We start from the raw sequence: 25,223 nt of genomic DNA, 5'->3' as shown, positions 1-25,223 counted from the left end.
GAAAGACCGCTATTGTCCCGCCTGCCCCCGCATGCCGCAAACGTGGGGTGGACTACGCAGGCGGACGGCTGCGCAGCAGGCTGAAGGCGAAGGCGGCCACCAGTGCGGCCCCCAGCACCAGCAGGCCCCACAACAGCCATGTCTTCCAGTCGCGCGGCGTGGGCGGCGCGACCAGCGCGGCATCGCCGGCGAGCGCCACGGACGTGGACAGGTAGGCGGGTGCGGGCTGCCAATCCTCGCCGCGGTCGCGACGCAATGCATCGACAAGTTCGGGCATGGGCACGATGGCGCGGCGCGCGCTCGCACTGCCGGCGACCAGCGCGTACGGCGGCGTACCCTGTGCGAGGAACACGACCACTTCCGGCCGGTAACCGAGCCGCAGCGTCGGCGACTGCTCGGGCAGCGCGCCGCGACTGCGCAGTCGCCAGTAGCGGTCGCGCGCCGGTCCGCTCGACAGCGGCTGCGCGGGCGACGTACTGGGCTGCTGACCGGCGACGCGGTATGCCACCCAGGGGCCGGCGCGCAGGCGCCACGGCGCGTCCAGCGCATCGCGGCTTTCCAGCGTCCACTCGCCCACGGCGTAATCGTCCACCGCCAGGTCGGCGAGCGCCACCGGGTAGCGTCCATCGCTTTCGTACGCGAAACCGTCCACGCCCTGCTCGGACACCGGGCGGCCCCTCAGCGCCGACCACAGGATGGCCTGTTGCCGGTGCACTTCGTCGAGGCGGACACGTACTTCACGGATCGGCAGTGCGGGCGATGCGTCGAGCGGCGTGAAGCGGATGTAACGCAGTCCGCCGTGGATCGGGGCTTCGTCGCGCAACAAGCGCTGCGAGCCGCGCTGCAGTTCCACCAGCGTCACGCGGTCCTGCACCACCTCCCAGGCCTGCAGGTCCTGACTGCCTTCGACGCGATAGTGGGCCTCGCGTGGCGTACCGGTCTCCCAGGTGAATTCGAGCGCTTCGGGGTTGTCGCGGATGCCACTGAGGTCGACGAGGAACGCGCGCGCCGGCGCGGACGCACCGGCAGCACCGCCGTCGGCTTCAATGCGGACGATGCGGCCGTTCTCGCCGAACTGAGCCGACACGCGCGACGGACCGGCGACATCCTTCGGCGATGCAGGCAGCGGAAACCAAGGCACCACGACGCGTCGCGCGGGCAGCGCCGTCGGCTGCTCCGGACCGAACAGCGCGGCGGCGACCGGCTTGCCGTGCGCATCCAGCACGTCGACATCGCGCAGGTCGGGCCAGGCGGTGGTGGTGTAGACCTCGCGATCCAGCACGACGCGGTACGCGCCGGCGTGTTCCGCCGACAGCACCAGCGGCCATCGCTTGACGTACGGCGCGGGCGCAGGCGCCTGGGCGGCGGCGATCACGGGCAGCAGCGCCAGGGCCATCAGGAACTTCTTCATGCGGTCGCTTCCTCGTTGTCGATACGACGCGGCGGTGCCGGCGCCAGGTACCCCACTACCGTGCACAGCAGGCCGTACGCGATGAACGAACCGATGCCCAGCAGGTTGCCGAGGTGGTGACGGTCGACCAGCATCAGTTTCGCCAGCACCACGCCCATCAGCACGGCACCGCCCAGCCACAGCATGCGCTGGCCGCGCCGCGACCCGATCACCCATCCCAGCACGCCCAGCACGCTCCACGTGACCGTCAGGCTGGTCTGCGCCAGGCTGGCGGAGACCAGGCGCTCGCTCCACGGCAGGCCACCCCAGTGGTGGACGGCGTGCAGCACCACCGAGGTGATCCACACGAAAGCGAGCGACGACAGCAACACGATGCGCGACGGCGGCAACACGCGGGTTTCCGGCATCCACCAGCGCAGCAGCAGCACCAGCGTGGCGAGCTGCGCCAGCTCCATCGGATTCAGCACGGGAATCCACGGCAGCGGACGCGCACCGCCGGACATGAACAGCGAGACCAGCCACCACAGGCCGAGCGCGGCGAACAGGACGAAGAACAACGGCGTGCGCCATGCGACGAAACGTTCGCCCAGCGGCGCGGCCAGCCACTCCCAACGGAACAGCGCCAACGCCACCACCACCAGCCACGGCAGCGCGATCAGGCCCGCCTGCCAGCCGCCGCCCATGCCCTGCACGTAGCCGGGCAGCCAGGCCAGCAGCAGACTGGCCACCAGCGGCCACACCAGCCACCACACGAACTGCGCGGCACCGGCGAGGCGATGATCACTGTCGCGCAGGCACATCAGGCTGCGCACGCCCATCGCGGCATACGCCAACCACGCCCAGACGCCGTATCCGGCAAACGGCTGCTGATGCACGTCGGACTGCCACAGCGCGAATGGCGCGGCGGACGCCAGCGCGGCCAGCGTGGTCCATGCCAGCGCGCCGGCGGGACGCCAGCGATGCACTTCCGCGGCCAGCCAGCCGGTCAGCGCGACGAACACCAGCAGGGCGTCGGGCTCGTCGCGACGCGCGAGGTACTCGAAGATCTCGACCGTGCCGTTGCCCAGCCACCAGGCGAGCGCCCACAGGTAATACACCAGCGCGACACCATTGATGCGTGCGCGATAGGCCCACGCGCTGGCGAAGCCGGCGATGGCGATCAGCAGCGCACTCATGAAGCCCGCGTTGGCGAACATCGGCACCGTCGTCTCCACCACCTGCCACGACGTGGCATCCGCCTGCGCGATGGAGAACGCGGCCGCCGCCGCGAGCTGCAGGCCCGCACCGGTCAGCTGCGGCAGCAGGCGCGACTGCCGCAGGCCCAACCAGGCCAGGGCCGCACCTTCCAGCGCAAACACGCACGCCGTGGCCTGCGCCGACAGCGCAAGCGGCACGGACAAGGTGGCGAAGCCGACCGCCAGCAGCGCGTACGACTGCGCCAGCACGCCGTAGCCCGCACGGCGACGCAATGCCCAGGACAGCGCCGCGTACAGCACGCCCAGGCCAAGCGCGCAGAACGCCAGCGGCAGGCGGCTGTCTTCGAAGCTGCCGCCCTGCATCAGCCCGGCCTGCAGCGAGAACGCCACCAGCGGCATGCCGAACACCAGGCAACCATCGATGAAGTCGCGCCGGCCCGCCGGCTGGCGACGTGCGAACAGCAGCGGGATCAGCAGGTAGAAGACGAAGAACAGGGCGAGGAACGGTTGGGTGCTGGCGTACTTCTGCGGCGCGTAGTCGAACAGGCCCCACGCCGTGCCGATGCCGAAGGTGAAGAAGAAACCCAGCAGGTTCAGCAGGCGCCACGACTTGTGCCACGCGATGCCGACGATGGCGGCGTTCAACACGGCGTAGTACGAGAACAGCGCGACATGGTTGCCGCTGCCGGTCGACAGCCAGATCGGTGCCAGGAAACCCGCGAGCAGCGCGAACACGGCCAGCGCCTTCGCATCCTGCAGCACGGCCAGCATGCCGGCGCCCGCCACCAGCACGATGCTCAGCGCGAACGCCGCGCCGGCCGGCATCACACCAAAGATCTTGAACGCCGCGAACACCACCAGCAGCAGGACGCCGATGGCGCCGCCCTGCAGGCTGAGCGCGAACGCGCGGTGGCTGTCGCGCTTGCGCCACGCGAGCACCAGCGCGCCCAGCGCGGCGGCCGCGATGCCGGCCAGCCGCAGTTCGGGCGGCAGCGAGAACCAGCCCTGGTCGGCGCCGTATTTCAGCAGTGAGGCCACGCCGGCGAACAGCACCATCACGCCGATCTTCACCGGCACGTTGCCTTCGGTGAACCAGCGCCGCACCGCGCGGAACGCGACGGTCACCACATCCGGCTTCGTCGGGCGAGAGGGCGTCTCGTCGCGCGGCGGGTACGGCGCGGGCTCCACACGTTCCACCGGTGGCGATTCCGCCGTCACGGGACGCTGCGGCGGAATCGGCGGCGGCGCGGCTGGCTGCACGGGCGGCGGCGTCGGTCGCTCGGGCACGGCCACAGCGGGCGTGGGAGAGACCGGCATGGGCGCGGGCGTCGCCATGTCGGCACGCGTCGCGGGGGACGCCGGCGACATGCGCAACCCTTCGACCTCCTGCTCGAGCACCCCCACGCGTCGCTTCAGCCCGCTGATCGCAACCAGCGCCACGATCAGCAAGACCGGCACCGCCAGCACGGCCAGTCCCAGCAATACCAGTATCCCCGCCAGATCATCCATCGCCCACCCCGCCTTTGCGTGTTCGGTGCAGGAACGGCAGCCCGTTCCCCGGCCGTCCATTCAGCCTCGCGGCAGACTCGGGCAAGCCGGCGGGATTTGCAAGAATCCGATCCGCCGGTGGCGTGATCCCGCCCGCCTCGTATCACATGACGATACCCGGAAACGACACGGGCGCCCCTAGGGCGCCCGTGCGGTACTGCGGAAACGAGCGGCTTACTTGCCGGCGACGACGCGGACCATTTCCAGGCACTTGTTGGAATAGCCCCACTCGTTGTCGTACCAGCTGACGATCTTGACGAAGGTCGGGTCCAGCGCGATGCCGGCCTCGGCGTCGAAGATCGAGGTGCGGGTGTCGCCGCGGAAGTCGGTGGCGACCACCTTGTCCTCGGTGTAGCCGAGGATGCCCTTCAGCGCGCCCTGGCTCTGCGCCTTCATCTCGGCCTTGATCTCGTCGTACGTGGCCGGGTTCTCGAGCTCGGCGGTCAGGTCGACCACGGACACGTCGCTGGTGGGCACGCGGAACGACATGCCGGTGAGCTTCTTGTTGAGCGAAGGGATCACGACGCCCACGGCCTTGGCCGCACCGGTGGACGACGGAATGATGTTCTCGAGGATGCCGCGGCCGCCGCGCCAGTCCTTGTTGCTCGGACCGTCGACGGTCTTCTGCGTGGCGGTCGCGGCGTGCACGGTGGTCATCAAGCCGCGCTTGATGCCCCACTTGTCGTGCAGCACCTTGGCGATCGGCGCCAGGCAGTTGGTCGTGCACGACGCGTTGGAGATGATCGCCTCGCCGTTGTAGGTGTCGTGGTTCACGCCGTAAACGAACATCGGCGTGTCGTCCTTCGACGGCGCCGACAGGATGACCTTCTTCGCGCCCGCATCGAGGTGCTTCTGCGCGGTGGCCTTGTCGAGGAACAGGCCGGTGGATTCGATGACGACGTCGGCGCCCACCTCGTCCCACTTCAGGTTGGACGGATCGCGTTCCTGGGTCAGGCGGATCTTCTTGCCGTTGACGAACAGCGCGCCGCCCTCGACCTTCACGTCGCCGTCGAAACGACCGTGCACGGAGTCGTACTGCAGCATGTACGCCAGGTAGTCCGGCTCCAGCAGATCGTTGATGGCGACGATCTCGATGTCGTTGCCGAAGTTCTGCACGGCGGAACGCAGCACGTTGCGTCCGATGCGGCCGAAGCCGTTGATACCCACCTTGATCGACATTGCTCAGGACTCCTGCGGCCACGCGCGCGGCGCGGCGGGGTTGACGGGGGCGGTCATTCTAACAGGCCGCCCCCGCCGCGAGCCCTGGCGGGCATTGATCAGGATCAAGGCGATGCAGGAAACGCGGGCAGAGACTGGCGCCACATTCCCACGAGCGTCGCCACCATGAAGAAGACCCTGATCCCGATTGCCATCGCCCTCGCCCTGGGCGCCGCCGTTCCCGCCTTCGCCCAGTCCAAGGGTGACTGGACGCTGGGCGCGGGCGTGCACCAGGTCAACCCGAAGTCCGACAACGGCACCCTCGCCGCCGGCACGCTGCCGCTGGAGATCGACAGCGACGTCAAGCCGACCGTGACCTTCGAATACTTCCTGCGCGACAACCTGGGCCTGGAAGTGCTGGCCGCGCTGCCGTTCAAGCACGACATCTCGGTGAAGGGCGTCGGCAAGGTCGGCGAGACCAAGCACCTGCCACCGACCGTCTCGCTGCAATACCACTTCAACAGCAAGGGCAGGGTCTCGCCTTTGCTCGGCGTGGGCCTGAACTACACGACGTTCTTCAGCGAGGACACGACCGGCGCGCTCGAAGGCGCGAAGCTGAAGCTCGACGATTCGTGGGGCCTGGCCGCCCATGCCGGCCTGGATTTCAAGGTCAGCGAACGCAGCGCCGTGCGCGTGGACGTGCGCTGGGCCGACATCGACACCAAGGTAAAGGTCGATGGCGCGAAACTCGGCACCGCCAACATCGATCCGCTGGTGTACGGCGTGGCTTATGTCCTGAAGTTCTGAGCAGGCGGACGATCCGTCGGCTGCGGCAAATCGGGGACGGCCCGTGTCGGTTAAAGTACCGGCATGGTCCGTCCCTTCTTCGTCGCACTCGCTTTCGTCGTTTCCCTCGCGCTTGCGCTGCTGCCCGTGCCTGCGCAGGCGTGGGGCCTGCTCGGCCATCGTCTCGTCGCGCTGCTGGCGTGGGACGACCTGACGCCCGATACGCGCCGCCAGATCGACGCGCTGCTGCAGGGCGAGCCCGACCCCACGCTGGCCGGGATCGCCGGCTGGGCCGACGACCTGCGCAAGCACGATGCCGTGCTCGGTCGCCAGACCGCGAACTGGCACTTCGTCAACATCGGCGAACACGATTGCGCCTATCGGCAGCGTCGCGACTGCCCCGGCGGCAACTGCGTCGTGGAAGCGATCAGAACGCAGACGGCGATCCTTGCCGATGCGCGACGCCCGCGCGCCGAGCGCCTGCAGGCGCTGAAGTTCGTCGTGCATTTCGTCGGCGATGCGCATCAGCCGCTGCATGCGGGGTACGGTCACGACAAGGGCGGCAACGACGCGCAGGTGAACTGGAACGGGCGCGGCACCAATATGCATACGTTGTGGGACAGCCACATGCTGGTGTCCACCGGCCGCAGCGAGCAGGCGTTCCTGGACCATCTGCGCACGTTGCCGCGCCCCGCCCTCCCGGCGATGACGCTGCCGCCGCCGGCAGCGGCCTGGGCCGAACAGTCGTGCCGCGTGGTGACCCAGCCGGATTTCTATCCGCGCCGCGCGAAGCTCGAACAAAGCTACGTGGACAAGCACCTGCCCATCGCCGAGCGCCAGCTGCGCGCCGGCGGCGCGGCGCTGGCAGCGGTGTTGAACAAGGCGCTGGACCCGCGCTGACCCTTCCCCTGGACACCGCGAGACCGCACATGCAGATTCGGCCCCGTCGCCCGCTCCTGATCGCACTTTGCCTTGCCGCACCGGCACTGTCCGCTGGCGCACAATCGCATGGCACGCATGCGCCTTCCGCGCCGCCACCGGACCGCATCGAAGTGCCGTGGAGCGCGGACCTGCTGCGTGATCTCCCGCGCCACGACGTCAGCATGGACGTGCATGGCACGCCGCTGGCGTGCAGTGGCGTGGATCTCGTCGACCTGCTGCGACGCGCGGGCGCCATGCCCGCCGAGCCCCTGCGTGGCGCCCACCTCGCACGACATGTGCAAGTCCGCGCGCGCGATGGCTACACGGTCGTGTTCTCGCTGGGTGAACTGGACCCCACGCTGGGCAAGCAGCGCGTCTACGTGACCGACCGGTGCGACGGCAAGCCCCTGCCGGCCGACGCCGCGCCGGCGCGATTGCTGGTTCCCGGGGATTCGCGCCCCGCCCGCAGCGCGCGCCAGCTCCAGACGCTGATCATCGAGTAGTCCCCTTCCCCACAGGAGTCGTTCGCATGAACCTGTCCGCGTTGCTCCGCACTGTCGCCGCCACCTTCCTGCTCGCCACCGCATTCGCCCCCGCCGCCGTGCGTGCGCAGGACGCTGCGGGCCTCACCGTCTTCGCCGCCGCCAGCCTGAAGGAATCGCTGGACGAGGCCGCCGCCGCCTACCAGAAGCAGACCGGTACCCCCGTGCGCGTGTCGTATGCCGCAAGTTCGGCGCTCGCACGGCAGATCGAACAGGGCGCGCCGGCCGACGTGTTCTTCTCCGCCGACCTGGAATGGATGGACTACCTGCAGGAGCGCAACAAGCTGGAGACCGCCACGCGCCGCAACCTGCTGGGCAACCAGCTGGTGCTGGTCGCACCGAAGGCGAGCAAGGCGCGGGTGGACCTGAAGCGGCCGGCGACCTTCCTCGCCGCGCTCGGCGATGGCCGCCTGGCGGTGGGCCAGACGCAGACCGTGCCGGCCGGCAAGTACGCGAAGGCGTCGCTGGAATCGCTGTCGTTGTGGAACGGCGTGAAGGCGCGCCTGGCCGAATCCGAAAGCGTCCGCGCGGCGCTGATGCTGGTGGCGCGCGGCGAGACACCGCTGGGCATCGTGTACGCCTCCGATGCGAAGGCCGAGCCGGCCGTGCGCGTGGTCGCCACGTTTCCCGAAGACTCGCATCCGCCGATCGTCTATCCGGTGGCGGCACTGCGCGGCACGCGTTCCGCCCAGGCCACGGCGTTCGTGCAGTGGCTGGCCTCGCCGGCCGCCGATGCGATCTTCCAGCGTCGCGGCTTCGCCGTGAAAGACTGACGACGCATGCTCGACGCCTTCTCACCGGAAGAGCTCACCGCCATCCGCCTGAGCCTGAAGGTGGCGGTGGTGGCGGCGCTCGCCAGCCTGCCATTCGGGATACTGGTGGGCTGGCTGCTCGCGCGCACGCGCTTCCCGGGCAAGGCGCTGCTGGATGCCGTCGTGCACCTGCCGCTGGTGCTGCCGCCGGTGGTCATGGGCTACGCGCTGCTCGTGACGCTGGGCACGCAGGGCACGATCGGCGCGTTCCTGCAGGAGCACTTCGGCATCGTGTTCGCGTTCCGCTGGACCGGTGCGGCACTGGCCTGCGCGGTCATGGGCTTTCCACTGATGGTGCGCTCGATCCGCCTGTCGCTGGAAGCGACCGATCGCCGCCTGGAACAGGCGGCGTCCACGCTCGGTGCCGGGCCGTGGCGCGTGTTCTTCACCATCACCCTGCCGCTGGCCTGGCCCGGCCTCGTCGCCGGCAGCGTGCTGGCCTTCGCGAAGGCGCTGGGCGAGTTCGGCGCCACCATCACCTTCGTCTCGAACATCCCCGGCGAAACGCAGACGCTGTCGTCCGCCATTTACGGCCTGATGCAGGTGCCGGGCGGCGAAGCCGGCATCTGGCGTCTCGCCGCGGTCGCGGTCGTGATTTCGCTGGCAGCGCTGCTGTTCTCCGAGTGGCTGGTCAGGCGCCACTACATGCGCCAGGGGGAGGACAGCTGATGCTGCAGCTCGATATCGAACTCCAGCGCGGCCACTTCCACCGCCACGTGCGTATCCAGGACGATGCGCGGGTGATCGCACTGGTGGGTCCGTCGGGCGCGGGAAAGACGTCGGTGCTCAACGCCATCGCCGGGCTGGTGACACCGGTCTCCGGACGCATCGATGTGGAAGGGCACTGCCTCTTCGACAGTGCGCGGCGCATCGACGAGCCGGTGCATCGCCGGCGCGTGGGCTACGTGTTCCAGGACGCGCGCCTGTTCCCGCACCTCGACGTCCGGCGCAACCTGCTTTACGGGCGGCATGGCGGACGCGGCACTCCACGGTTCGGCTTCGATGCCGTGGTCGATCTGCTCGGCATCGCGCCGCTGTTGGCGCGGCGCACGCGCAACCTGTCCGGTGGCGAGGCGCAGCGCGTCGCGATCGGCCGCGCCCTGCTGTCGCAGCCCTCGCTGCTGCTGTTCGACGAACCGCTGTCGGCGCTGGATCAGGCCCGCCGCGAGGAACTCATTCCCTATCTGCAGCGCGTGCGGGACGAGATCCGCCTGCCCATCGTGTACGTCAGTCACCATCCCGATGAAGTGCGGCGCGTGGCCGACTCCATACATTCCCTCGACTGATCTGCGCGTAGGCTGCTGCCGGACACCGGAGGCCGCGCATGAGCAGCAAGCGTTGGAAAAATCTGCCCGTCGACCAGACGCGACGCTACCTGGAGCCCGGCCCTGTCGTGCTGCTCAGCACGGCGCACCAGGACGAGCGCGCCATCATGACGCTGGGCTGGCACATGATGCTGGGTTACGACCTGGTCGGCACGTATCTCTGGCAGGCGAACCGCAGCCACGCACTGGCCCGCGCGAGCCGCGAGTGCGTGATCAACCTGCCGACCGAGGACCTGCTGGACACGGTGGTGCGGATCGGCAACTGCAGCAGTACCGAACAGGACAAGTTCGAGCGCTTCGGACTGACCGCCTTGCCATCGCGCAAAGTCGGTGCGCCCAGCATCGGCGAGTGCCACGCGCGCTTCGAATGCCGCCTGCACGAGACCCGCATCACCGCGGACTATCCGCTGTTCGTCTGGCGCATCGTCCACGCCCACGTCGCCACCTCGCCACGCCTCCCGCGCACCATGCACTACCGCGGCGACGGCTGTTCCGGCCGGACATGCTGGAGCAGTGATCCAGCCCATGGCCGGTTAACGCCTGGCTGGGTACGCTGGCGGCATGGCCAAGCACCTCACCGACCTCGACGACGCCGTCGACCTGATCCTGTCCCACACCTACGGTCCGCTGCGCATGGGCGCGCCACTGGGCATCGGCAAGCCGCACCGGTTGCTCAATGCGCTGTATGCCCGCATCGCCGCCGACGCGTCGCGGTCCTGGACGCTGTACACGGCACTGTCGCTGGATCCGCCGGGCGCCGGCAAGGGACTGGAGGGCCGGTTCGTGAAACCGTTCGCCGCGCGCCAGTTCGGCGAGGATTTCCCGCAGCTCGCCTACGTGCAGGCGATCAAGCGCGATGCACTTCCGCCGCATATCGAAGTCGAAGAGTTCTACATGCAGGGCGGCGCATTGCTGCGCTCGACGACGGCGCAGCGCCACTACGCCAGCCTCAACTACACCCACGTGGCCCGCGCGCTCGCGGATCGGGCGCTCAACGTCATCGTGCAGAAGGTCGCGCGCGAACCCGACGGCACGCGGCTGTCGTTCTCGTGCAACAACGACCTCACCCAGGATACCGTGGACGTCATCACCGCTCGCGGCCTGCCCCGCCCGCTGCTGGTGGCCGAGGTCGATCCCGAGCTGCCGTGGATCGGCGGTACGGCGGCGGTGGACGAGGACTACTTCGATCTCATCATCACGCCGCCCGGGCCCTACCCGGCGCTGTTCGGCCTCCCGCGCCAGCCGGTCTCGGACGTCGACTACGCCATCGGCCTGTACGCCAGCGCGCTGGTGCGCGATGGCGGCACGCTGCAGATCGGCATCGGCGCGCTGGCCGATGCGCTGTGCCATGCGCTGGTGCTGCGCCACACCGACAACGCGACCTACCGCCGCGTGCTGGCGGCACTGGATCCGGAACTGGAGCGCCATCCCGCCGTACTCGCGAGCGGCGGTCTCGATCCGTTCGTCCTCGGCCTGTACGGCTGCAGCGAGATGGTCAACGAGGGCTTCAAGCGGCTGGTCGAGACGGGCGTGATCCGCCGCAAGGTGGTGGACGACGAAGCCCTGATGCAGCGGCTCGCCGACGGTACCGCCAACCTCGGCGACCAGGCGCGGCTGGAGCGTGATGGCGAATACCTGCACGGCGCGTTCTACCTCGGCTCGCCCGCCTTCTACGACTGGCTGCGCACGTTGCCGGACGACCAACGCCGTGCGATCGGCATGCGCCGCATCAGTCTGATCAACGAACTGGAGCGCGGACGCGAATCGCTGGCCCGCCTGCAGCGGCCCGATGCCCGCTTCTTCAACTCCTGCATGATGGCGACCGCGTTGGGCGCCGCCGTATCCGACGGGCTGGAAGACGGGCACGTGGTATCGGGCGTCGGCGGGCAATACAACTTCGTCGACATGTCGAATGCGCTGGATGGTGCCCGCAGCGTGCTGATGTTCCGCGCGGTGCGCGAGGACGCCGGCGCAGCGGGATCGAACGTGCGCTGGAACTACGGCCACACGACCATCCCTCGCCATCTGCGCGATCTCTACGTCAACGAGTACGGCATCGCCGACGTGCGCGGCAAGAACGACGAGGACTGCATCATCGCGATGGGTGGCATTACCGACGCGCGCTTCCAGCAGGGACTGATCGGACAGGCCCAGCAGGCCGGCAAGCTGAGGGCGGGTTTCCACGCGCCCGCCCACTGGATCGACAACACGCCCGTGCACCTGTCGGCACGGCTGCGCGCATTCCGCCACGACGGCACCCTGCCCGACTATCCGCTGGGCAGCGATTTCACCGGGGTGGAGCAACGCATCGTCAAGGCGCTGGGCTGGCTGAAGGCGAGTACCACCACGCCGTGGAAGAAGATCGGCACTGTGCTGCGTGCGCTGTGGGCGCGAACGAACGATGCCGAGGCGATGGCGCGCATGGAACTGACGACACCGGGAACGCTGGGCGAACGCCTTGAAGCGAAGCTGCTGGCGCTGGGATTGCGCGAGACCGCATAAAGTGGTCGGGGCTAAAGCCCCTCCTGCAGAGAGCATCACCTGTAGGAGGGGCTTTAGCCCCGACTGCCTTGCGATCCGTCATTCAAGCCAGACCGCATCCCAGTAGGGATAGTCGCGAACTCGACGGACCAACCCCGCGCGGACGGGGTTGGCGATGACGTAGCGAGCAGCGAGCAGTACATCGCCATCCTGTCGCAACGCACGATCATGGAATCCATTCGCCCATATTGGGCGCCCAGCAACAACGTCCCGTAGTGCGTGCGCGGACCGCCCCTTCGCCGCGCCTACAAGATGGGAGAGCGAGGCTGTACCGGTCAGTCGGAGCAGTCCATGCCAATGGTCCGGCATCAGCACCCAACAAAGCAGCTCTGCCTATGGCGACCATGCGTCAATGCAGGCGAGTGACGCCGACATTCTGCTGGCTGCCTCCCAAAGACTGAAGTGAGGCGCGCGTCGGTGGGTCGTGGTTGTCACAAGATAGATGCGCCCGGGCTCGGACCAGCGACCTCGTCGCAGTGCTTGGTGACCACGGCCTGGATATGAAAAAGCCATGGCGCAGATTCATGCGCCATGGCTTCGTTTCGTATCAGCTTTCTGCTCGCCGCATGGCGGGAGAAATCTGATCCGGTGCAGGTCCGTCGTCGGGGCTAAAGCCCCTCCTACAGGGCGATGGGCCTCAGAGCGACTTCGCCGCCTCGACCACCGCCTCGGCGGTGATGCCGAAGTACTTGTACAGCGCGTCGGCCGGGGCGGAGGCACCGAAGGTCGTCATGCCGATCACTGCACCGTCCAAACCGACGTACTTGCCCCAGAAATCGGCGATGGCGGCTTCGATGGCGACGCGCTTGCGCACCGCCTTCGGCAGCACCGCTTCGCGGTAGGCGGCGTCCTGGCGATCGAACACGTCGGTCGACGGCATCGACACCACGCGCGTCTTGATGCCCTGTCCATCGAGCGTCGCCTTCGCCTGCGTGGCCAGGCCGACTTCCGAACCCGTGGCGATCAGGATCACGTCCGGCGTGCCGTCGGCATCGGCCAGCACGTAGCCGCCACGCGCGATGTCGGCGACCTGCGCACCGGTGCGCGGCTGGTGCGCCAGGTTCTGGCGCGAGAACACCAGGCAGCTCGGGCCGTCCTGGCGCACGATGGCCTGCTTCCACGCCACCGCCGATTCCACCGCGTCGCACGGACGCCACACGTCGTTGTTCGGGATATAGCGCAGCGAGGCGAGGTGTTCGACCGGCTGGTGGGTCGGGCCGTCTTCGCCCAGGCCGATGGAGTCGTGCGTGTACACGTGGATGGCGTGCGCCGGGATCAGCGCGCTCATGCGCACGCCGTTGCGCGCGTAGTCGCTAAACACCAGGAAGGTGGCGTCGAACGGCACGAAGCCGCCGTGCAGCGCCAGGCCGTTGGCGATCGCGGTCATGCCGAACTCGCGCACGCCGTAGTACACGTAGTTGGCGTTCGGATCGGTGGTGGACACCGACTTGCTCGCCTTCCACAGCGTGAGGTTCGAATGCGCCAGGTCGGCCGAGCCGCCGACCAGTTCCGGCAGCAGCGGCGCGAACGCTTCGATAGCGTTCTGCGACGCCTTGCGCGATGCGATGACCGGACCTTCGGCCTGCACCTTGGCGATGTAGGCATCGGCCTGCGCGACGAAATCGGCCGGCAGTTCGCCGGACGCGCGACGCTTCAGCTCGGCGGCCTGCTCGGGGTACTGCGCGGCGTAGGCGTCGAAGAGCGCATTCCAGTCGGCTTCCAGGGCCTTGCCGGCGTCGACCTTGTTCCAGCCGGCGTAGATGTCGGCGGGCACTTCGAACGGACCGTACGGCCATTCCAGTGCGACGCGCGTGGCGTCCAGTTCGTCCTTGCCCAGCGGTGCGCCGTGGCTGGACTCCTTGCCGGCCTTATTCGGCGAACCGAAACCGATCGTGGTGCGGCAGCAGATCAGCGTAGGCTTGTCGGCCTTCTTCAGCGCGGTATCGATGGCGGTCTTGATCTCGACCGGATCATGGCCGTTGACGTTGCGCACCACCTGCCAGCCATAGGCCTCGAAGCGCGCCGGCGTGTCGTCGGTGAACCAGCCGTCGGTGTTGCCGTCGATGGAGATCTTGTTGTCGTCCCAGAAGCAGACCAGCTTGCCCAGGCCCCAGGTGCCGGCGAGCGAAGCGGCTTCGTGCGAGACGCCTTCCATCAGGCAGCCGTCGCCCATGAAGACGAACGTGCGGTGATCGACGATGTCGTGGCCTTCGCGGTTGAAGCGCTGCGCCAGCAGCTTCTCGGCCAGCGCGAAGCCGACCGCGTTGGCGAAACCCTGGCCGAGCGGACCCGTGGTGGTCTCGACGCCCGGCGTCTCGTGGCGCTCCGGATGGCCGGCGGTCTTGCTGTGCAGCTGGCGGAAATTCTTCAGTTCCTGCAGCGGCAGGTCGTAGCCGGCCAGGTGCAGCAGCGCGTACTGCAGCATCGAGCCGTGGCCGTTGGACAGGATGAAGCGGTCGCGGTTGAACCAGTGCGGGTTCGACGGGCTGTGGCGGTAGTAATCGTTCCACAGCACCTCGGCGATGTCGGCCATGCCCATGGGCATGCCGGGATGGCCGGAATTGGCGGCCTGCACCGCGTCGGCGGCGAGGAAACGGATGGCGTTGGCGAGCTGGCGGCGGGTGGGCGTCGTCATGGGAGTCGGAGCAGGGGGCGGCGCCCGGCGGGCTGCGGGCGCCCCATTGTCCCACCCCCCGCCCGCCGTGTCGCGGTTGCGGGGCTACGGCGAGGGTGTTAGTCCGTCTGGCCCGGCAGCGTCACGTCGTTGCGCTCGCCCTTGGCCACCAGGGAGGCCAGGGTCAGGTCGCCGGTGACGTTGAGCGTGGTGCGGCACATGTCGAGGAAGTGGTTCACGCCCAGGATCAGGCCGATGCCGATCGGGTTCACGCCCACCATCGCGCAGATCAGCGCCACCACCGGCAGCGAGCCGGACGGCACGCCGGCCGTGCCGATGCCGCCGAGGATGCACACCAGCATCACCATGAACTGCTGGCCCAGCGACAGGTCCACGCCGAAGAACTGCGCCAGGAAGATCACCGTCACGCCCTCGAACAGCGCCGTGCCGTTCTGGTTGGCGGTCGCGCCCACGGTCAGCACGAAGCGCGAGACCGTGCGCGGCAGGCCCAACTTCTCGTCGGCCACGCGCAGCGCGGTCGGTAGCGTGGCGTTGCTGGACGCGGTGGAGAACGCCATCACCATCGCTTCCTGCGCGCCATGGAAGAACGTCAGCGGCGAATAGCCGGCCAGTTTCAGCGCGACCGAATAGCTGACGAACTGGTGCAGCGCCAGCGCCAGCACCACCACGAACACGTACTGGCCCAACCGCACCAGCAGGTCGAAACCGAAGATCGCGGCCAGGTTGAACATGAAGCAGGCCACCGCGTACGGCGCCAGGCGGATGACCAGCCCGATCAGCGTCATCGAGATCTCGAACACGCCTTCGATGCCGCGCTTGAGGGTACCGGTGTTCTCCGACGGCGTCAGCACCAGGCCGATGCCGAACATCACCGCGAAGAACATCAGCGACAGGATGGCGGCATTGCTCGATGCGGCGCCGATCACGTTGTCCGGCACGATCGACAGCAGCATGTCCATGCCGGTCGGCTGCGTGCCGACACTGGCGACGATGTCCTTGGTGCGTTCGGCGTTCTCGGCGATCAACTGCTGCGCCATCACCGGATCGACGCCGACGCCCGGCTTCAGCAGGTTCACCAGCACCAGGCCGATCAGCACCGCGACCGCCGACAGTACGACGGTGTAGGCCAGCGTCTTCCAGCCGATTCGACCCAATGCGCGGATGTCGCCCATCTCGGCGATGCCGCAGACCAGCGCCGAGAACAGCAGCGGCACGATCAGCATGAAGATCAGGTTGAGGAAGACCTTGCTGAAGGGCGTGGTGACGTACTTCGTGACGTCCTGCACCCAACCGGCATCGCCCTGCCCCGTCGCATGGACGATGAGCCCTGCCAGCAGACCGATGCCGAAGCCGATGGCCATCTTCCAGTGCAGGGGCAGTTTGGCGCGGGTGGCGGGCGTGGCGTCGGTCATCGGCGGGTCCTGCGGAGACAAAGTCGGGAGCTTAGCAAACCCGGCATGGCGCTCCCTCCACGCTCAACGGGCGAGTCTGCGGCGTTGGCGCGCTGCCGCTATCGGCATGACGAACGGCCGCGCCGTTTCCCTTACCGGGGATAGAGCGGCGGCAGGGGCTCTTCGACGCCCCCCGCTTCCGGGGTCCGCCATTGCGGTCCGCCACGGAACGCTTCGCGCAAGGCCAGACGGGCCTGCGCAGGGTCGCCGCCGGCCCAGCGGGCGCGGCGCAGCAGATCCACCGCCGCGCGTTGCGCGGGCGACGCCAACCGGCGCTGCAGATCGTCGAGATCGGCGGCCACCGGACGCGCCATGCCGCACAGCACCGCCTCGATGTCGTCGAGATCACCGGCATCGAGCACGCGCTTCAGGTCGGCGGCGGTGTGCGTCGCGGACGAGACCACGCTGGCTTCCATCCGAGACGGGCGCACACGCGACATGTTCACGCCGCCCTGCCGACGCGACAGTCCCCACACCAGCGTGGCCAGCCAGAGCAGGGCGAAGCCGGCCGCCAGCCAGGGCCACAGCTGCACGGGTATCTGCCGCTCGCCCGCCAGCGCGATCGCACCGTCCTCCGTCGTGCCCTGCGACGCCGGTGTGGCGTCCGCGGGTGTCGGCGGACGCGATGCCTGGCCACTCCCCGCCACGACGGGAAGACTTAGGTCGGGCAGGGTCGCGCGCTTGCCGGTTCCCGCCCGCACATCCCACCAGGCCATTGCGACACCGGGTACGGACAGCGTGCCCGGCTGCGACGGCACCAGGGAATAGCGGCGCGTCAGCTTCACCTGCGGGGTGCCGCTCACGAAGCTCTCGTCGTACTGCGGAGGTTCGGCGAACACCTGCGCGCCGGGCACCACGGGCGCCGGCAACTCCGGCAACTGCGCCTGCGTCGCGCCGATGACCGTGGTCTCGATGGTGAGGGTGGCGGCTTCGCCGGTGCGCATCTGCTCGGGCACGGCGGTATAGCGCAAGCGCAGGTCGCGCACCGGCAACCAGGGCTGCGGTGCGTTCGCCGGCTGCGGTCGAACCTGCAAGGTGCGCGGCGTGCCGGTGAGGTTGACCTCGCGGCTGTTGCCACCGAGCAGGTCGTCCATCCAACCGCCGGCACCGCGCCCACTGAAGCGCGCACCCGGCAACGTCAGCGGGCCGCTGCGCTCGGGCACCAGCAGGAACCGCCGCTCGGCCGTGTTGTAGCGGCGCCCGTCGATCTCGCGGCTCGACTGCACGATCTCACCCACGCGCTGCAGCAGCGCGCCGTCGGGCGGATCCAGATCGAGCTGGCCCGACACCAGCGGCGTGGCGTAGAACAACCGCACCGTGACACCGACCGACTGCTGCACATAGGGACTGGCGTCGTCGACCTCGGTTTCGACGAACACCAGGCCATTGGACGCCGCACTCGCCGTCGGGGTCGCGGATACCTCCAGCATCAGCGGCACGGTACGCTCGGCACCGACCTGCAACGCGGGAATCGCCAGCGTGCCGGCGCGGCGCGGACGCAGCGTCAAGGCGAACGTCGTGCTGCTGCTCACGCGCCCGTTCACCATCCGCACGCTGCGGCTGTCGGACTGCCCTTCGACGTCGAACTCGCGCATCAGCGGCGTCAGATCCGGTGTCGCGGACACCGCATCGGTTTCCACGTTCAACGTTACCGCTTGACCGAGCGCGACCTGCGTCTGTTCCAGCCATGCGCGCGTGGCCGCCAGCGACGACAGCGGCCAGGTCACCAGCAGGCACAGGAGCAGCGCTATCCGATGTTTCATCGTCCTTCCTTCTGCCGGCGTTCCTGTTCGAGCCGGAATTTCGCCTTCAGCAGTGAACCGGGCTCATCCGGGACGCGCTTCAGCCAGGCATCGACCGCCTGGCGTCGCTCGCGTTGCTCGGCGGTTTCGGCCTGTACGGCCGGTTTGTCTTGTGGCGCCTGTTCCGCGCGTTGCGCGGCGGCCTGCGCCATCGCCTCGCGCATGCGTTCGCGCTGGGCGGCGTCGGCGGCCGATTGTGCGGCGGCATCGGGCGGCGATGACGATGGCGCACGCGACGGTGCGCTCGCCGCAGGCGGTGTCTTCCCCTGGTCCTGCGACGAAGGTGCGCCCTTCGCTTGCGAGGGCGACGCGTTCTTCTGTTCGCCCGGAGAGGACTTCGCATCGTGCTGCGATCCTTGGGATCCCTGCTTCCCATCGCCCTGCTGTCCGGATTTGCCCTGGCTGTCGTCCGACGACGGCGGCCGCTTTCGCGCGGCGTCGACCGCGGCGCGATTCGCCACGGCGTCGGGCATGCCGGGCCGCGCGCGCAACGCGCGGTCGTAAGCGGCGATGGCGTCGTCGTAGCGCTGCTGTTTCGCCAGCGCGTTGCCGAGGTTGTACCAGCCTTCGGCCGTGTCGATGCCTGCAAAGGCTTTCTCGGCCGCCGCGAAATCGCCTTGCCGGTAGGCATCGGCGCCCTGGACGAGGCGCGCGTGTTCGGCCTGGTCGGCACGCTGCCACCAATCGGCACCGGCAGCGGAGGCGGGCGACGCCATCGGCAGCCATAACGCACCGACCAGTACGAGCGGGGCACCCCGACGGAACGCCAGCAAGGCGAGCGCCATCAGCGGAATCAGCAGCCAGTAGCCCTCATCGCGCCACGCCTTGCCGCCACCGGCCGACGTCGTGCCCGCCGCCATCAGCCCGGTCGACGGCATGCCCAACGCGGCAAAGTCGCCGGCGTCGGCCGTCAAGACCTGATAGCGCCCACCGCCGGCCGCCGCGAGTCCGCGCAGCGACGCCGCATCCAGTGCGGCGCGCCCGATCACGCCATCGCTGCCGCGATACGCGGCGCCGGCGGCGGTGCCCAGGCCCAACACGGACACCGTGTAACCCCGCGTTCGCGCTGCCGTCGCGGCAGCCACCGCCGCCGTGTTCGCGCGGTCGGTGAGCACCAGGATGTCGCCGGCCCGCGCATCCGCCTGTGCCAGCAGCTGCGCCGCCCACGCGATACCACGGTCCGTGCGCTGGCCGTCCGCCGGCATGATGTCCGGCGCCAGGTCATCCAGGAACAGGCGGATATTGGCGGTGTCGTCGGTGAGGGGGGTCACCGTGAACGCATCTTCCGCGTACGCCACCAGCGCGATCGGACTGCCCGCGCGCGCTTCCAGCACCTGCGCCAGCTTCGCCCGTGCCTGCAGCAGGCGCGAGGGAGGCAGATCGGAGGCGGTGATGCGGCTGGACAGGTCGAGCACCACGACGAGCGGCCGTTGCGCCTGCCACAGCGGCTGCTCGGCCTGACGCCAACTGGGGCCAGCCAATGCCAGCACCGCGAGCACGTACGCGAGCGCGGCCACGACGACGCCGGCACGCACTCGTGCACCGCCCCGGACGAGAAGATGCGGCAACAGATGGGCATCGACATGCCCGCGCCATGCGCTGCGACGCTGCCGCTGCATGCGCCACAGCCAGGCCAGCAGCGGCAGTGCCGCCAGCGCCCAGAGCCAATGCGGGCGCAAGAGGTGCAGCGCGGCCCAGTCGAGGCTCATGTGCGCCTCCGCGGCAGCGCGAAGGCGAGCAGCGACACCGCCAGCGCGCCGGCGAGCGGCCACGCATAACGCTCGATGCGCGGGCGCACCGCCTTGCCGGGCTGTTCCACCGGCTCGAGCCGGTCCAGCTCGGCATAGATGCCCGCCAGTTCCCGCGTATCGCGCGCGCGATAGAAACGCCCGCCCGTCTGCTTCGCCACGTCGCGCAGGGTCGCTTCGTCGATGGCCTCGGCCGAACTGGCCGGCATCGGCAGTGGAATGCCGAACACACTGAGTCCGCCGTCGCTGCCGAAGGCGATGGTATGGATGCGTACGCGCTCCTCTTTCGCCAGTTCGGCCGCCTTCTGCGGCGTCAGTACGCCGGCGGAGTTGACGCCGTCGGTCAGCAGGATCAGCACACGCTGGCCGTCCTGCTGCATGCGCAGGCGCCGCACCGCCAGCGCGATCGCGTCGCCGATGGCGGTTTCGCGTCCCGCCAGGCCGGCCACGGCATCGTGGAGCTGTTCGCGCACGGTCTTCAGGTCGCGGGTCAACGGCGTCATCGCATACGCGCGCTGTCCGAACACCAGCAGGCCGACGCGGTCGCCCTCGCGACGGTCGAGGAAATCCGCCAGTACCGCTTTCGCGGCCGTCAGCCGGTCGACGACGGCGCCGCCCAGTTCCATGTCGGGTTCGGTCATGCTGCCCGACAGGTCCACCGCCAGCATCAGGTCGCGGCCGCTCACGGACGGCGTGACCGCATCGCCGAACTGCTGTGGCCGTGCGGCAGCGGCGCACAAGAGGAACCACGCCAGCCAAGCCAGCGCCGCCGCACGCCTCGGCAGTCCCCGCCCACCCTGTCGCGCGATCGCCTGCACCGACGTGCCATAGGGCACCTTGAGGGCGTCCTCCTGGCTGCGCCTCGGGGGCAGCAACCAGCCCACCAGCCAAGGCAACGGGAACGCCAGCCAGATCCACGGCCACGCGAATCCCGCGTACCCGTCCTGCAACCATTGCCATGCGGGCAGCGACACGCTCATCGCGTTCCCGCCATCAGTTCGAGAAAGCGCGCGCGCGCCACCGAGGCCGCCGCAGCCAGCTCGGCAGGCGCGACGTCGCGACGATAGGCACCGTCGAGCAGCAGGCGTCCGGGGCCTTGCGAGAACGCATGGCCTCCGCCTTCGCCGTCGAGGAACCGCAACCAGGCGTCGCCTTCCAGCCGGTCCGCCGAAGGGTCGAGGCGGCGCGCGGCGCGGCGCAACCGCTCCGACATCGCGGCCACCTGCCCGGCGGGTGTGAGCGCGTCGCCCGCCGCATCGAACCAGCGTTGCCATGTGCGACGCCTGCGGCGGACGGCGACCCGCCACGCAACGGTCCCTGCCGCCAGCAGAAAGAGCCCTCCCAGCACCAGCCACCAGCCCGGCGCCAGCGGCCACCACGATGGCGACGCCGGCACGTGCACATCCCGTAGCACCAGCGTCGCCAGGCCCATGCTCATGCCACCTGCGGCTGCGCGCGGCCCAGCGCGACCAGCCACGCATCGCTGGGGGCATCGGTGGACAGCGTGCGCACCTGCACGCCCCGCGCGGGCAGCCGGTCCAGCGCGCGCTCGAGCGGCAGCTGGAATTCGGCGCGCCACGCCTCGCGCTGCGCGTCGCTGGCCAGGTCGAGTTCGACGCGCTGGCTGCCTACGACGAACGGCAGGCGGTGCGGGGGCGGCGCAGTCTCCAGCGGATCGGTCAGCAGCAGGACGACCACGTCGTGATGCGCCGCCAGCGCCGGCCAGCGCGATTCCGGGATGGCTGCCAGGCTGTGGGGATCGGCGAGGACCAGCAGGCGCGATCCCGGCCGCAGCAGGCGGGCCGCATGGTCTAGCGCGAATGCCAACCCCAGGTCGTCCGTCGGCGGTGCCTCGTACCAGCGCACCAGCGCATCCAGCACCCGCAGCGCCCCGCGCGTACCGGGGGCGGGGGGAACCGGCGCTTCCACCATGCTGCCGCGCAGGATGGCCAAGCGATCGCCCTCGCGCACCGCCTGCCATGCCGCGACAGCACCGGCGCGCGCGGCCTGCACCGACTTGAAGCGCGTGCGCGTGCCGAAATACAACAGCGGTGAGGTGTCGGCGACGATCAGCGTCAACCGTTCGCGCTCGGCCTGGAACAGCTTGGTATGCGTGCGTCCGCTGCGCGCGGTCAGGCGCCAGTCGATGTGGCGGACATCGTCGCCGGCGACATATTCGCGCGACTCCGCGTACTCCATGCCGCGTCCGCGCAGCGGCGATGCGGACGGGCCGGTCACGGAATGCCGTCCACGCCGCGCGGGCGGTCGTCGCTGCGCACTGGCGCGCAACGCGATCAGTTCGGCCAGCGTGGGCGTGATGCCTTCGTTCATGGGCCGTGCGCGATCCAGGCTCAGGGCAACGGAACCACGTCGAGGAGGGCCTTCACCAGGCGGTCGCCATCCCAGCCTTCGGCCGTCGCCTCGTAGCTGGGCAAAACGCGGTGACGCAGCACGTCCGGTGCGATGGCGCGGACGTCGTCGGGCGTCACGAAGTCGCGACCCGCCAGCCAGGCACGCGCACGCGCGCACCGCTCGAGCGCGATGGAGCCACGCGGACTGGCGCCCCAGGCGATGCGCCGCGCCAGCGACGCGTCGTAGCGGGACGCATCGCGCGAGGCGAGCACGAGCTCGATCAGGTAGCGCTCGAGCGCGGGCGCGAGGTGCAGGTCCAGCACCTGCCTGCGCGCTTCGAAGACATCCTCCAGCGGCATGCGGGCGCTGAGGTCCGGAACGGACTGCATCTGCTCGCGAGCCCGGTCGCGCGCCAGCCGCAGGATGTCGGCTTCGGCCGCCGCTTCGGGATAGCCGATCTTCACGTGCATCAGGAAGCGGTCGAGCTGCGCCTCCGGCAACGGGAACGTGCCTTCCTGCTCGATCGGATTCTGCGTCGCCATCACCAGGAAGAGCGCCGGCAGCGGATAGGTATGCCGGCCCACCGTGACCTGCCGCTCGCCCATGGCCTCCAGCAGCGCCGACTGCACCTTCGCTGGCGCACGGTTGATCTCGTCGGCCAGCAGCAGCGGATGGAAGATGGGCCCGGCCTGGAATTCGAAGCGGCCGTCCTGCGGGCGCCATACCTCGGTACCGGTCAGGTCTGCCGGCAACAGGTCGGGGGTGAACTGGACCCGGGCGAAATCGGCCTGCAGGCGCGACGCCAGCGCGCGGATGGCGGTGGTCTTCGCCAGGCCTGGCGCACCTTCGACCAGCAGATGGCCATCGGCCAGCAGCGCGATCAGCAGGCGTTCGACCAGCGCCGCCTGCCCGACGATGGTCTGCGACAGGTCCTCCCGCAGGACGGTGAAGCGGTCGAACAGGCGGGCATCGGGTGACGTGCTATCCATGGGCTTCCGGACGGTACGGGGGTGCGCTTGGGACACCAGTGTGCCACGCAGGTTCCCACCCTCCCCGTGAGAAAGGGCACGGGTTCAGCGGGAGTTCGCGTCGCACGGCGCCCAGACGAAGACGGGCCGCATCCGCGGCCCGTCTTCTGCACAGCGTCGAACGCAACGATCAGCGCTTGGCGACCGACAGCACCTTCGGGGTGATGAAGATCAGCAGCTCGGCCTTCTGCTTGCTGCGGCCCTTCTTCTTGAACAGGTTGCCCAGGAAGGGAATGTCGCCGAGGAACGGGACCTTGGCCACGCTGCTGCGGTCGGTGAACTCGTAGACGCCACCGATCACGACCGTCTGGCCGTCTTCCACCAGCACCGCGGTGTTGATCTCGCGCTTGTCCAGCTCGGGCACGCTGCCATAGCCTTCGAGCGTGATGAAACGGCGCACTTCGTCCTTCTTGACGTTGAGATTCATGAAGACGCGATTGTCGTTGGTGATCGTCGGCATCACCTTCAGCTCAAGCAAGGCTTCCTTGAACTGCACGTTAGGCGTCGCGACGCCGCCCTGACCGGCCGTGATGGTGACGTAACCCACCTCGCGACCCTGGCGGATCACGCCTTCGCGCTGGTTCGCGGTCACGATACGGGGATTGGAGATGACTTCGCCGCGCCCTTCTTCCTGCATCGCCGACAGTTCGAGATCGAGCGCGAAGTTGCGGCCGAGCAGCGTATAGGCCAACGCACCCGCAGGAGAATCCGTGAATCCACCGGCCGGCAGGTTGACGTTGAGTCCGCCCGGCGTGATCGGATCGGCGGGGTCCCCGATATTGCCGGCGTTTCCGCCGAGCGAGCCGCCGATACCCTGGCTGCGGTCGCCGAAACGACGACCCTGGATGCCGAAGCGAGCGCCCAGATCGCGCGCGAACGTATCCGTCGCGATCACGATGCGGCCCTCGATCAGCACCTGGTCCACCGGCCGGTCGACCTTCGCGATCAGCTCGCGCATCTGCGCGACCTTCTTCGGAATGTCGCTGATCATCAGCATGTTGGTGCGCTCATCGGCGACGATGCGCCCGCGCGGCGACAGGAAGCCGTTTTCCTGGTCGCGACCGCCACCGCCGCCACCGCCGCCGCTGCCCTGGCCGCCGATGCCCTTGGCCTCGGTCAGCGCTTTGAAGATCGCGCCCGCGCTGTGGTAGTTGATCTGGATGTAGTCGGTGACCATGTCCTCGCGATTCTCGATCGCGATGCGGGCGTCTTCCTTGTCCTGCTCGAACTTGGCCAGTTCGGGCTGCGGCGCGACCCAGATGACCGCGCCGTCGCGGCGCTTGTCCAGGCCCTTGGCGCGCAACACGATGTCCAGCGCCTGGTCCCACGGCACATTGACGAGGCGCAGCGTGACGTTGCCCTGTACCGTGTCGGATGCGACGATGTTGAGGTTCGATTCTTCCGCGATCAACTGCAGCACCGTGCGCACCGGCACGTCCTGGAAGTTGAACGTCACCGGGCGGCCGCTGTAACGGCGCGCATCGGAGGCGACCCGCTGCGCGGCGGCGACCACCGCCGAGGCGCTGGTACCTGCCGTGGCGCTCGCGTCGCCCATGGCCTTCTGGCCGGCGCGCGGCACGATCTCGACCACGTATTCGTTGCCGGACTGGTAGGCGAGCGATTCGAAGTCGCCGCGCGTGCTGAGCACCAGTTGCGTGCCGCCCCCCTTGCTCTGGGCATCGACGCGCTGCACCGGCGTCGCGAAATCGACGACGTTCAGCGGACGCTGCAGTGAGGCCGGCAACGTCGCGTTGCCGACGCTCACCACCACGCTGTCACCCTGGTTGCGCAGGTCGGGCGCGGCGCCCTGGCCGTCGAACTTGATGACGAGTCGACCGGCGCCGTCTTCTCCGCGGCGGAAGTCGATGTTCGATACCGACACGGCCGAGGCAGGCTGGACGGCGACGGGGGACGTTGCTTGCGCCGTCGGCGAGACGGCACCGGCGGCGCTGGCCGCGGCAAGCAGG

General features: G+C 69.1%; 18 protein-coding genes and 3 pseudogenes. 8 read left to right on the top strand and 13 right to left on the bottom strand.

Annotated elements, in window-relative coordinates:
* Positions 1-52: 52 nt before the first annotated feature.
* From AC1Q5B_RS06815 to gap, 3 genes are all read right to left on the bottom strand, one after another.
* Positions 53-1,411: a DUF3999 family protein gene (locus AC1Q5B_RS06815; RefSeq protein WP_492630983.1), complete on the bottom strand. Its 1,359-nt coding sequence runs from the start codon at positions 1,409-1,411 to the stop codon at positions 53-55.
* Positions 1,408-4,107: a DUF2339 domain-containing protein gene (locus AC1Q5B_RS06810; protein WP_492632055.1), complete on the bottom strand. Its 2,700-nt coding sequence runs from the start codon at positions 4,105-4,107 to the stop codon at positions 1,408-1,410. The genes AC1Q5B_RS06815 and AC1Q5B_RS06810 overlap by 4 nt, the downstream gene beginning before the upstream one ends.
* Positions 4,108-4,329: 222 nt before the next feature.
* The gene (gap, locus tag AC1Q5B_RS06805) at positions 4,330-5,334 is read right to left on the bottom strand and encodes a type I glyceraldehyde-3-phosphate dehydrogenase (protein WP_492630982.1); all 1,005 of its coding nucleotides are present in this window, start codon (positions 5,332-5,334) and stop codon (positions 4,330-4,332) included.
* A 165-nt stretch (positions 5,335-5,499) separates the two neighbouring features.
* On the opposite strand from gap, the gene AC1Q5B_RS06800 reads away from it, so the two are divergent.
* The 8 genes and pseudogenes from AC1Q5B_RS06800 (at position 5,500) to AC1Q5B_RS06765 (ending at position 12,201) form a co-directional block, all read left to right on the top strand.
* Positions 5,500-6,120 carry an OmpW/AlkL family protein gene (locus AC1Q5B_RS06800; protein ID WP_492630981.1) on the top strand — a complete coding sequence of 207 codons (621 nt, stop codon included), beginning with the start codon at positions 5,500-5,502 and terminating at the stop codon, positions 6,118-6,120.
* A 63-nt stretch (positions 6,121-6,183) separates the two neighbouring features.
* Positions 6,184-6,999 carry a S1/P1 nuclease gene (locus AC1Q5B_RS06795; protein ID WP_492630980.1) on the top strand — a complete coding sequence of 272 codons (816 nt, stop codon included), beginning with the start codon at positions 6,184-6,186 and terminating at the stop codon, positions 6,997-6,999.
* 29 nt (positions 7,000-7,028) lie between these two features.
* On the top strand, positions 7,029-7,523 hold the full coding sequence (locus tag AC1Q5B_RS06790; RefSeq protein WP_492630979.1) for a hypothetical protein: 495 nt from the start codon (positions 7,029-7,031) through the stop codon (positions 7,521-7,523).
* Between the two features lie 26 nt (positions 7,524-7,549).
* The gene (gene modA, locus AC1Q5B_RS06785; protein ID WP_492630978.1) at positions 7,550-8,335 is read left to right on the top strand and encodes a molybdate ABC transporter substrate-binding protein; all 786 of its coding nucleotides are present in this window, start codon (positions 7,550-7,552) and stop codon (positions 8,333-8,335) included.
* Positions 8,336-8,341: 6 nt separating this feature from the next.
* Complete coding sequence (gene modB, locus AC1Q5B_RS06780) at positions 8,342-9,043, top strand: molybdate ABC transporter permease subunit (protein ID WP_492630977.1); 702 nt, start codon at positions 8,342-8,344, stop codon at positions 9,041-9,043.
* Entirely contained in the window at positions 9,043-9,660 is a 618-nt protein-coding gene (locus AC1Q5B_RS06775) for a molybdenum ABC transporter ATP-binding protein (protein WP_492630976.1), read from the top strand. The genes modB and AC1Q5B_RS06775 overlap by 1 nt, the downstream gene beginning before the upstream one ends.
* A 38-nt stretch (positions 9,661-9,698) precedes the next feature.
* Positions 9,699-10,121: pseudogene (locus AC1Q5B_RS06770) on the top strand (flavin reductase family protein); the annotation flags it as partial.
* 139 nt (positions 10,122-10,260) lie between these two features.
* Positions 10,261-12,201 carry an acetyl-CoA hydrolase/transferase C-terminal domain-containing protein gene (locus tag AC1Q5B_RS06765; RefSeq protein WP_492630975.1) on the top strand — a complete coding sequence of 647 codons (1,941 nt, stop codon included), beginning with the start codon at positions 10,261-10,263 and terminating at the stop codon, positions 12,199-12,201.
* A 78-nt stretch (positions 12,202-12,279) separates the two neighbouring features.
* Here AC1Q5B_RS06765 and AC1Q5B_RS06760 read toward each other — a convergent pair.
* The 10 genes and pseudogenes from AC1Q5B_RS06760 to AC1Q5B_RS06715 form a co-directional block, all read right to left on the bottom strand.
* Positions 12,280-12,753: pseudogene (locus tag AC1Q5B_RS06760) on the bottom strand (REP-associated tyrosine transposase).
* Between the two features lie 124 nt (positions 12,754-12,877).
* Entirely contained in the window at positions 12,878-14,875 is a 1,998-nt protein-coding gene (gene tkt, locus AC1Q5B_RS06755) for a transketolase (protein WP_492630974.1), read from the bottom strand.
* A 98-nt stretch (positions 14,876-14,973) separates the two neighbouring features.
* On the bottom strand, positions 14,974-16,287 hold the full coding sequence (locus AC1Q5B_RS06750) for a dicarboxylate/amino acid:cation symporter (RefSeq protein WP_492630973.1): 1,314 nt from the start codon (positions 16,285-16,287) through the stop codon (positions 14,974-14,976).
* A 131-nt stretch (positions 16,288-16,418) separates the two neighbouring features.
* Positions 16,419-18,089 carry a BatD family protein gene (locus AC1Q5B_RS06745; RefSeq protein ID WP_492630972.1) on the bottom strand — a complete coding sequence of 557 codons (1,671 nt, stop codon included), beginning with the start codon at positions 18,087-18,089 and terminating at the stop codon, positions 16,419-16,421.
* Positions 18,086-19,837 carry a VWA domain-containing protein gene (locus AC1Q5B_RS06740; RefSeq protein WP_492630971.1) on the bottom strand — a complete coding sequence of 584 codons (1,752 nt, stop codon included), beginning with the start codon at positions 19,835-19,837 and terminating at the stop codon, positions 18,086-18,088. Before AC1Q5B_RS06740 ends, AC1Q5B_RS06745 begins: the two co-directional genes overlap by 4 nt.
* Positions 19,834-20,856, bottom strand: a complete 1,023-nt coding sequence (locus tag AC1Q5B_RS06735) for a vWA domain-containing protein (protein ID WP_492630970.1) — start codon at positions 20,854-20,856, stop codon at positions 19,834-19,836. The genes AC1Q5B_RS06740 and AC1Q5B_RS06735 overlap by 4 nt, the downstream gene beginning before the upstream one ends.
* Entirely contained in the window at positions 20,853-21,308 is a 456-nt protein-coding gene (locus AC1Q5B_RS06730) for a DUF4381 domain-containing protein (protein ID WP_492632054.1), read from the bottom strand. Before AC1Q5B_RS06730 ends, AC1Q5B_RS06735 begins: the two co-directional genes overlap by 4 nt.
* A 2-nt stretch (positions 21,309-21,310) precedes the next feature.
* Positions 21,311-22,207, bottom strand: coding sequence for a DUF58 domain-containing protein (locus AC1Q5B_RS06725; protein ID WP_492630969.1), 897 nt, complete (start codon positions 22,205-22,207; stop codon positions 21,311-21,313).
* A gap of 20 nt (positions 22,208-22,227) precedes the next feature.
* Positions 22,228-23,217 carry an AAA family ATPase gene (locus AC1Q5B_RS06720; protein ID WP_492630968.1) on the bottom strand — a complete coding sequence of 330 codons (990 nt, stop codon included), beginning with the start codon at positions 23,215-23,217 and terminating at the stop codon, positions 22,228-22,230.
* A 169-nt stretch (positions 23,218-23,386) separates the two neighbouring features.
* A pseudogene (locus AC1Q5B_RS06715) lies at positions 23,387-25,159 on the bottom strand (type IV pilus secretin PilQ); the annotation flags it as partial.
* Positions 25,160-25,223: the final 64 nt, after the last annotated feature.

The sequence above is a fragment of the Pseudoxanthomonas sp. GW835-FHT14C01 genome, assembly GCF_058793715.1.
This window is presented reverse-complemented; position numbering and strand designations above follow the sequence as displayed.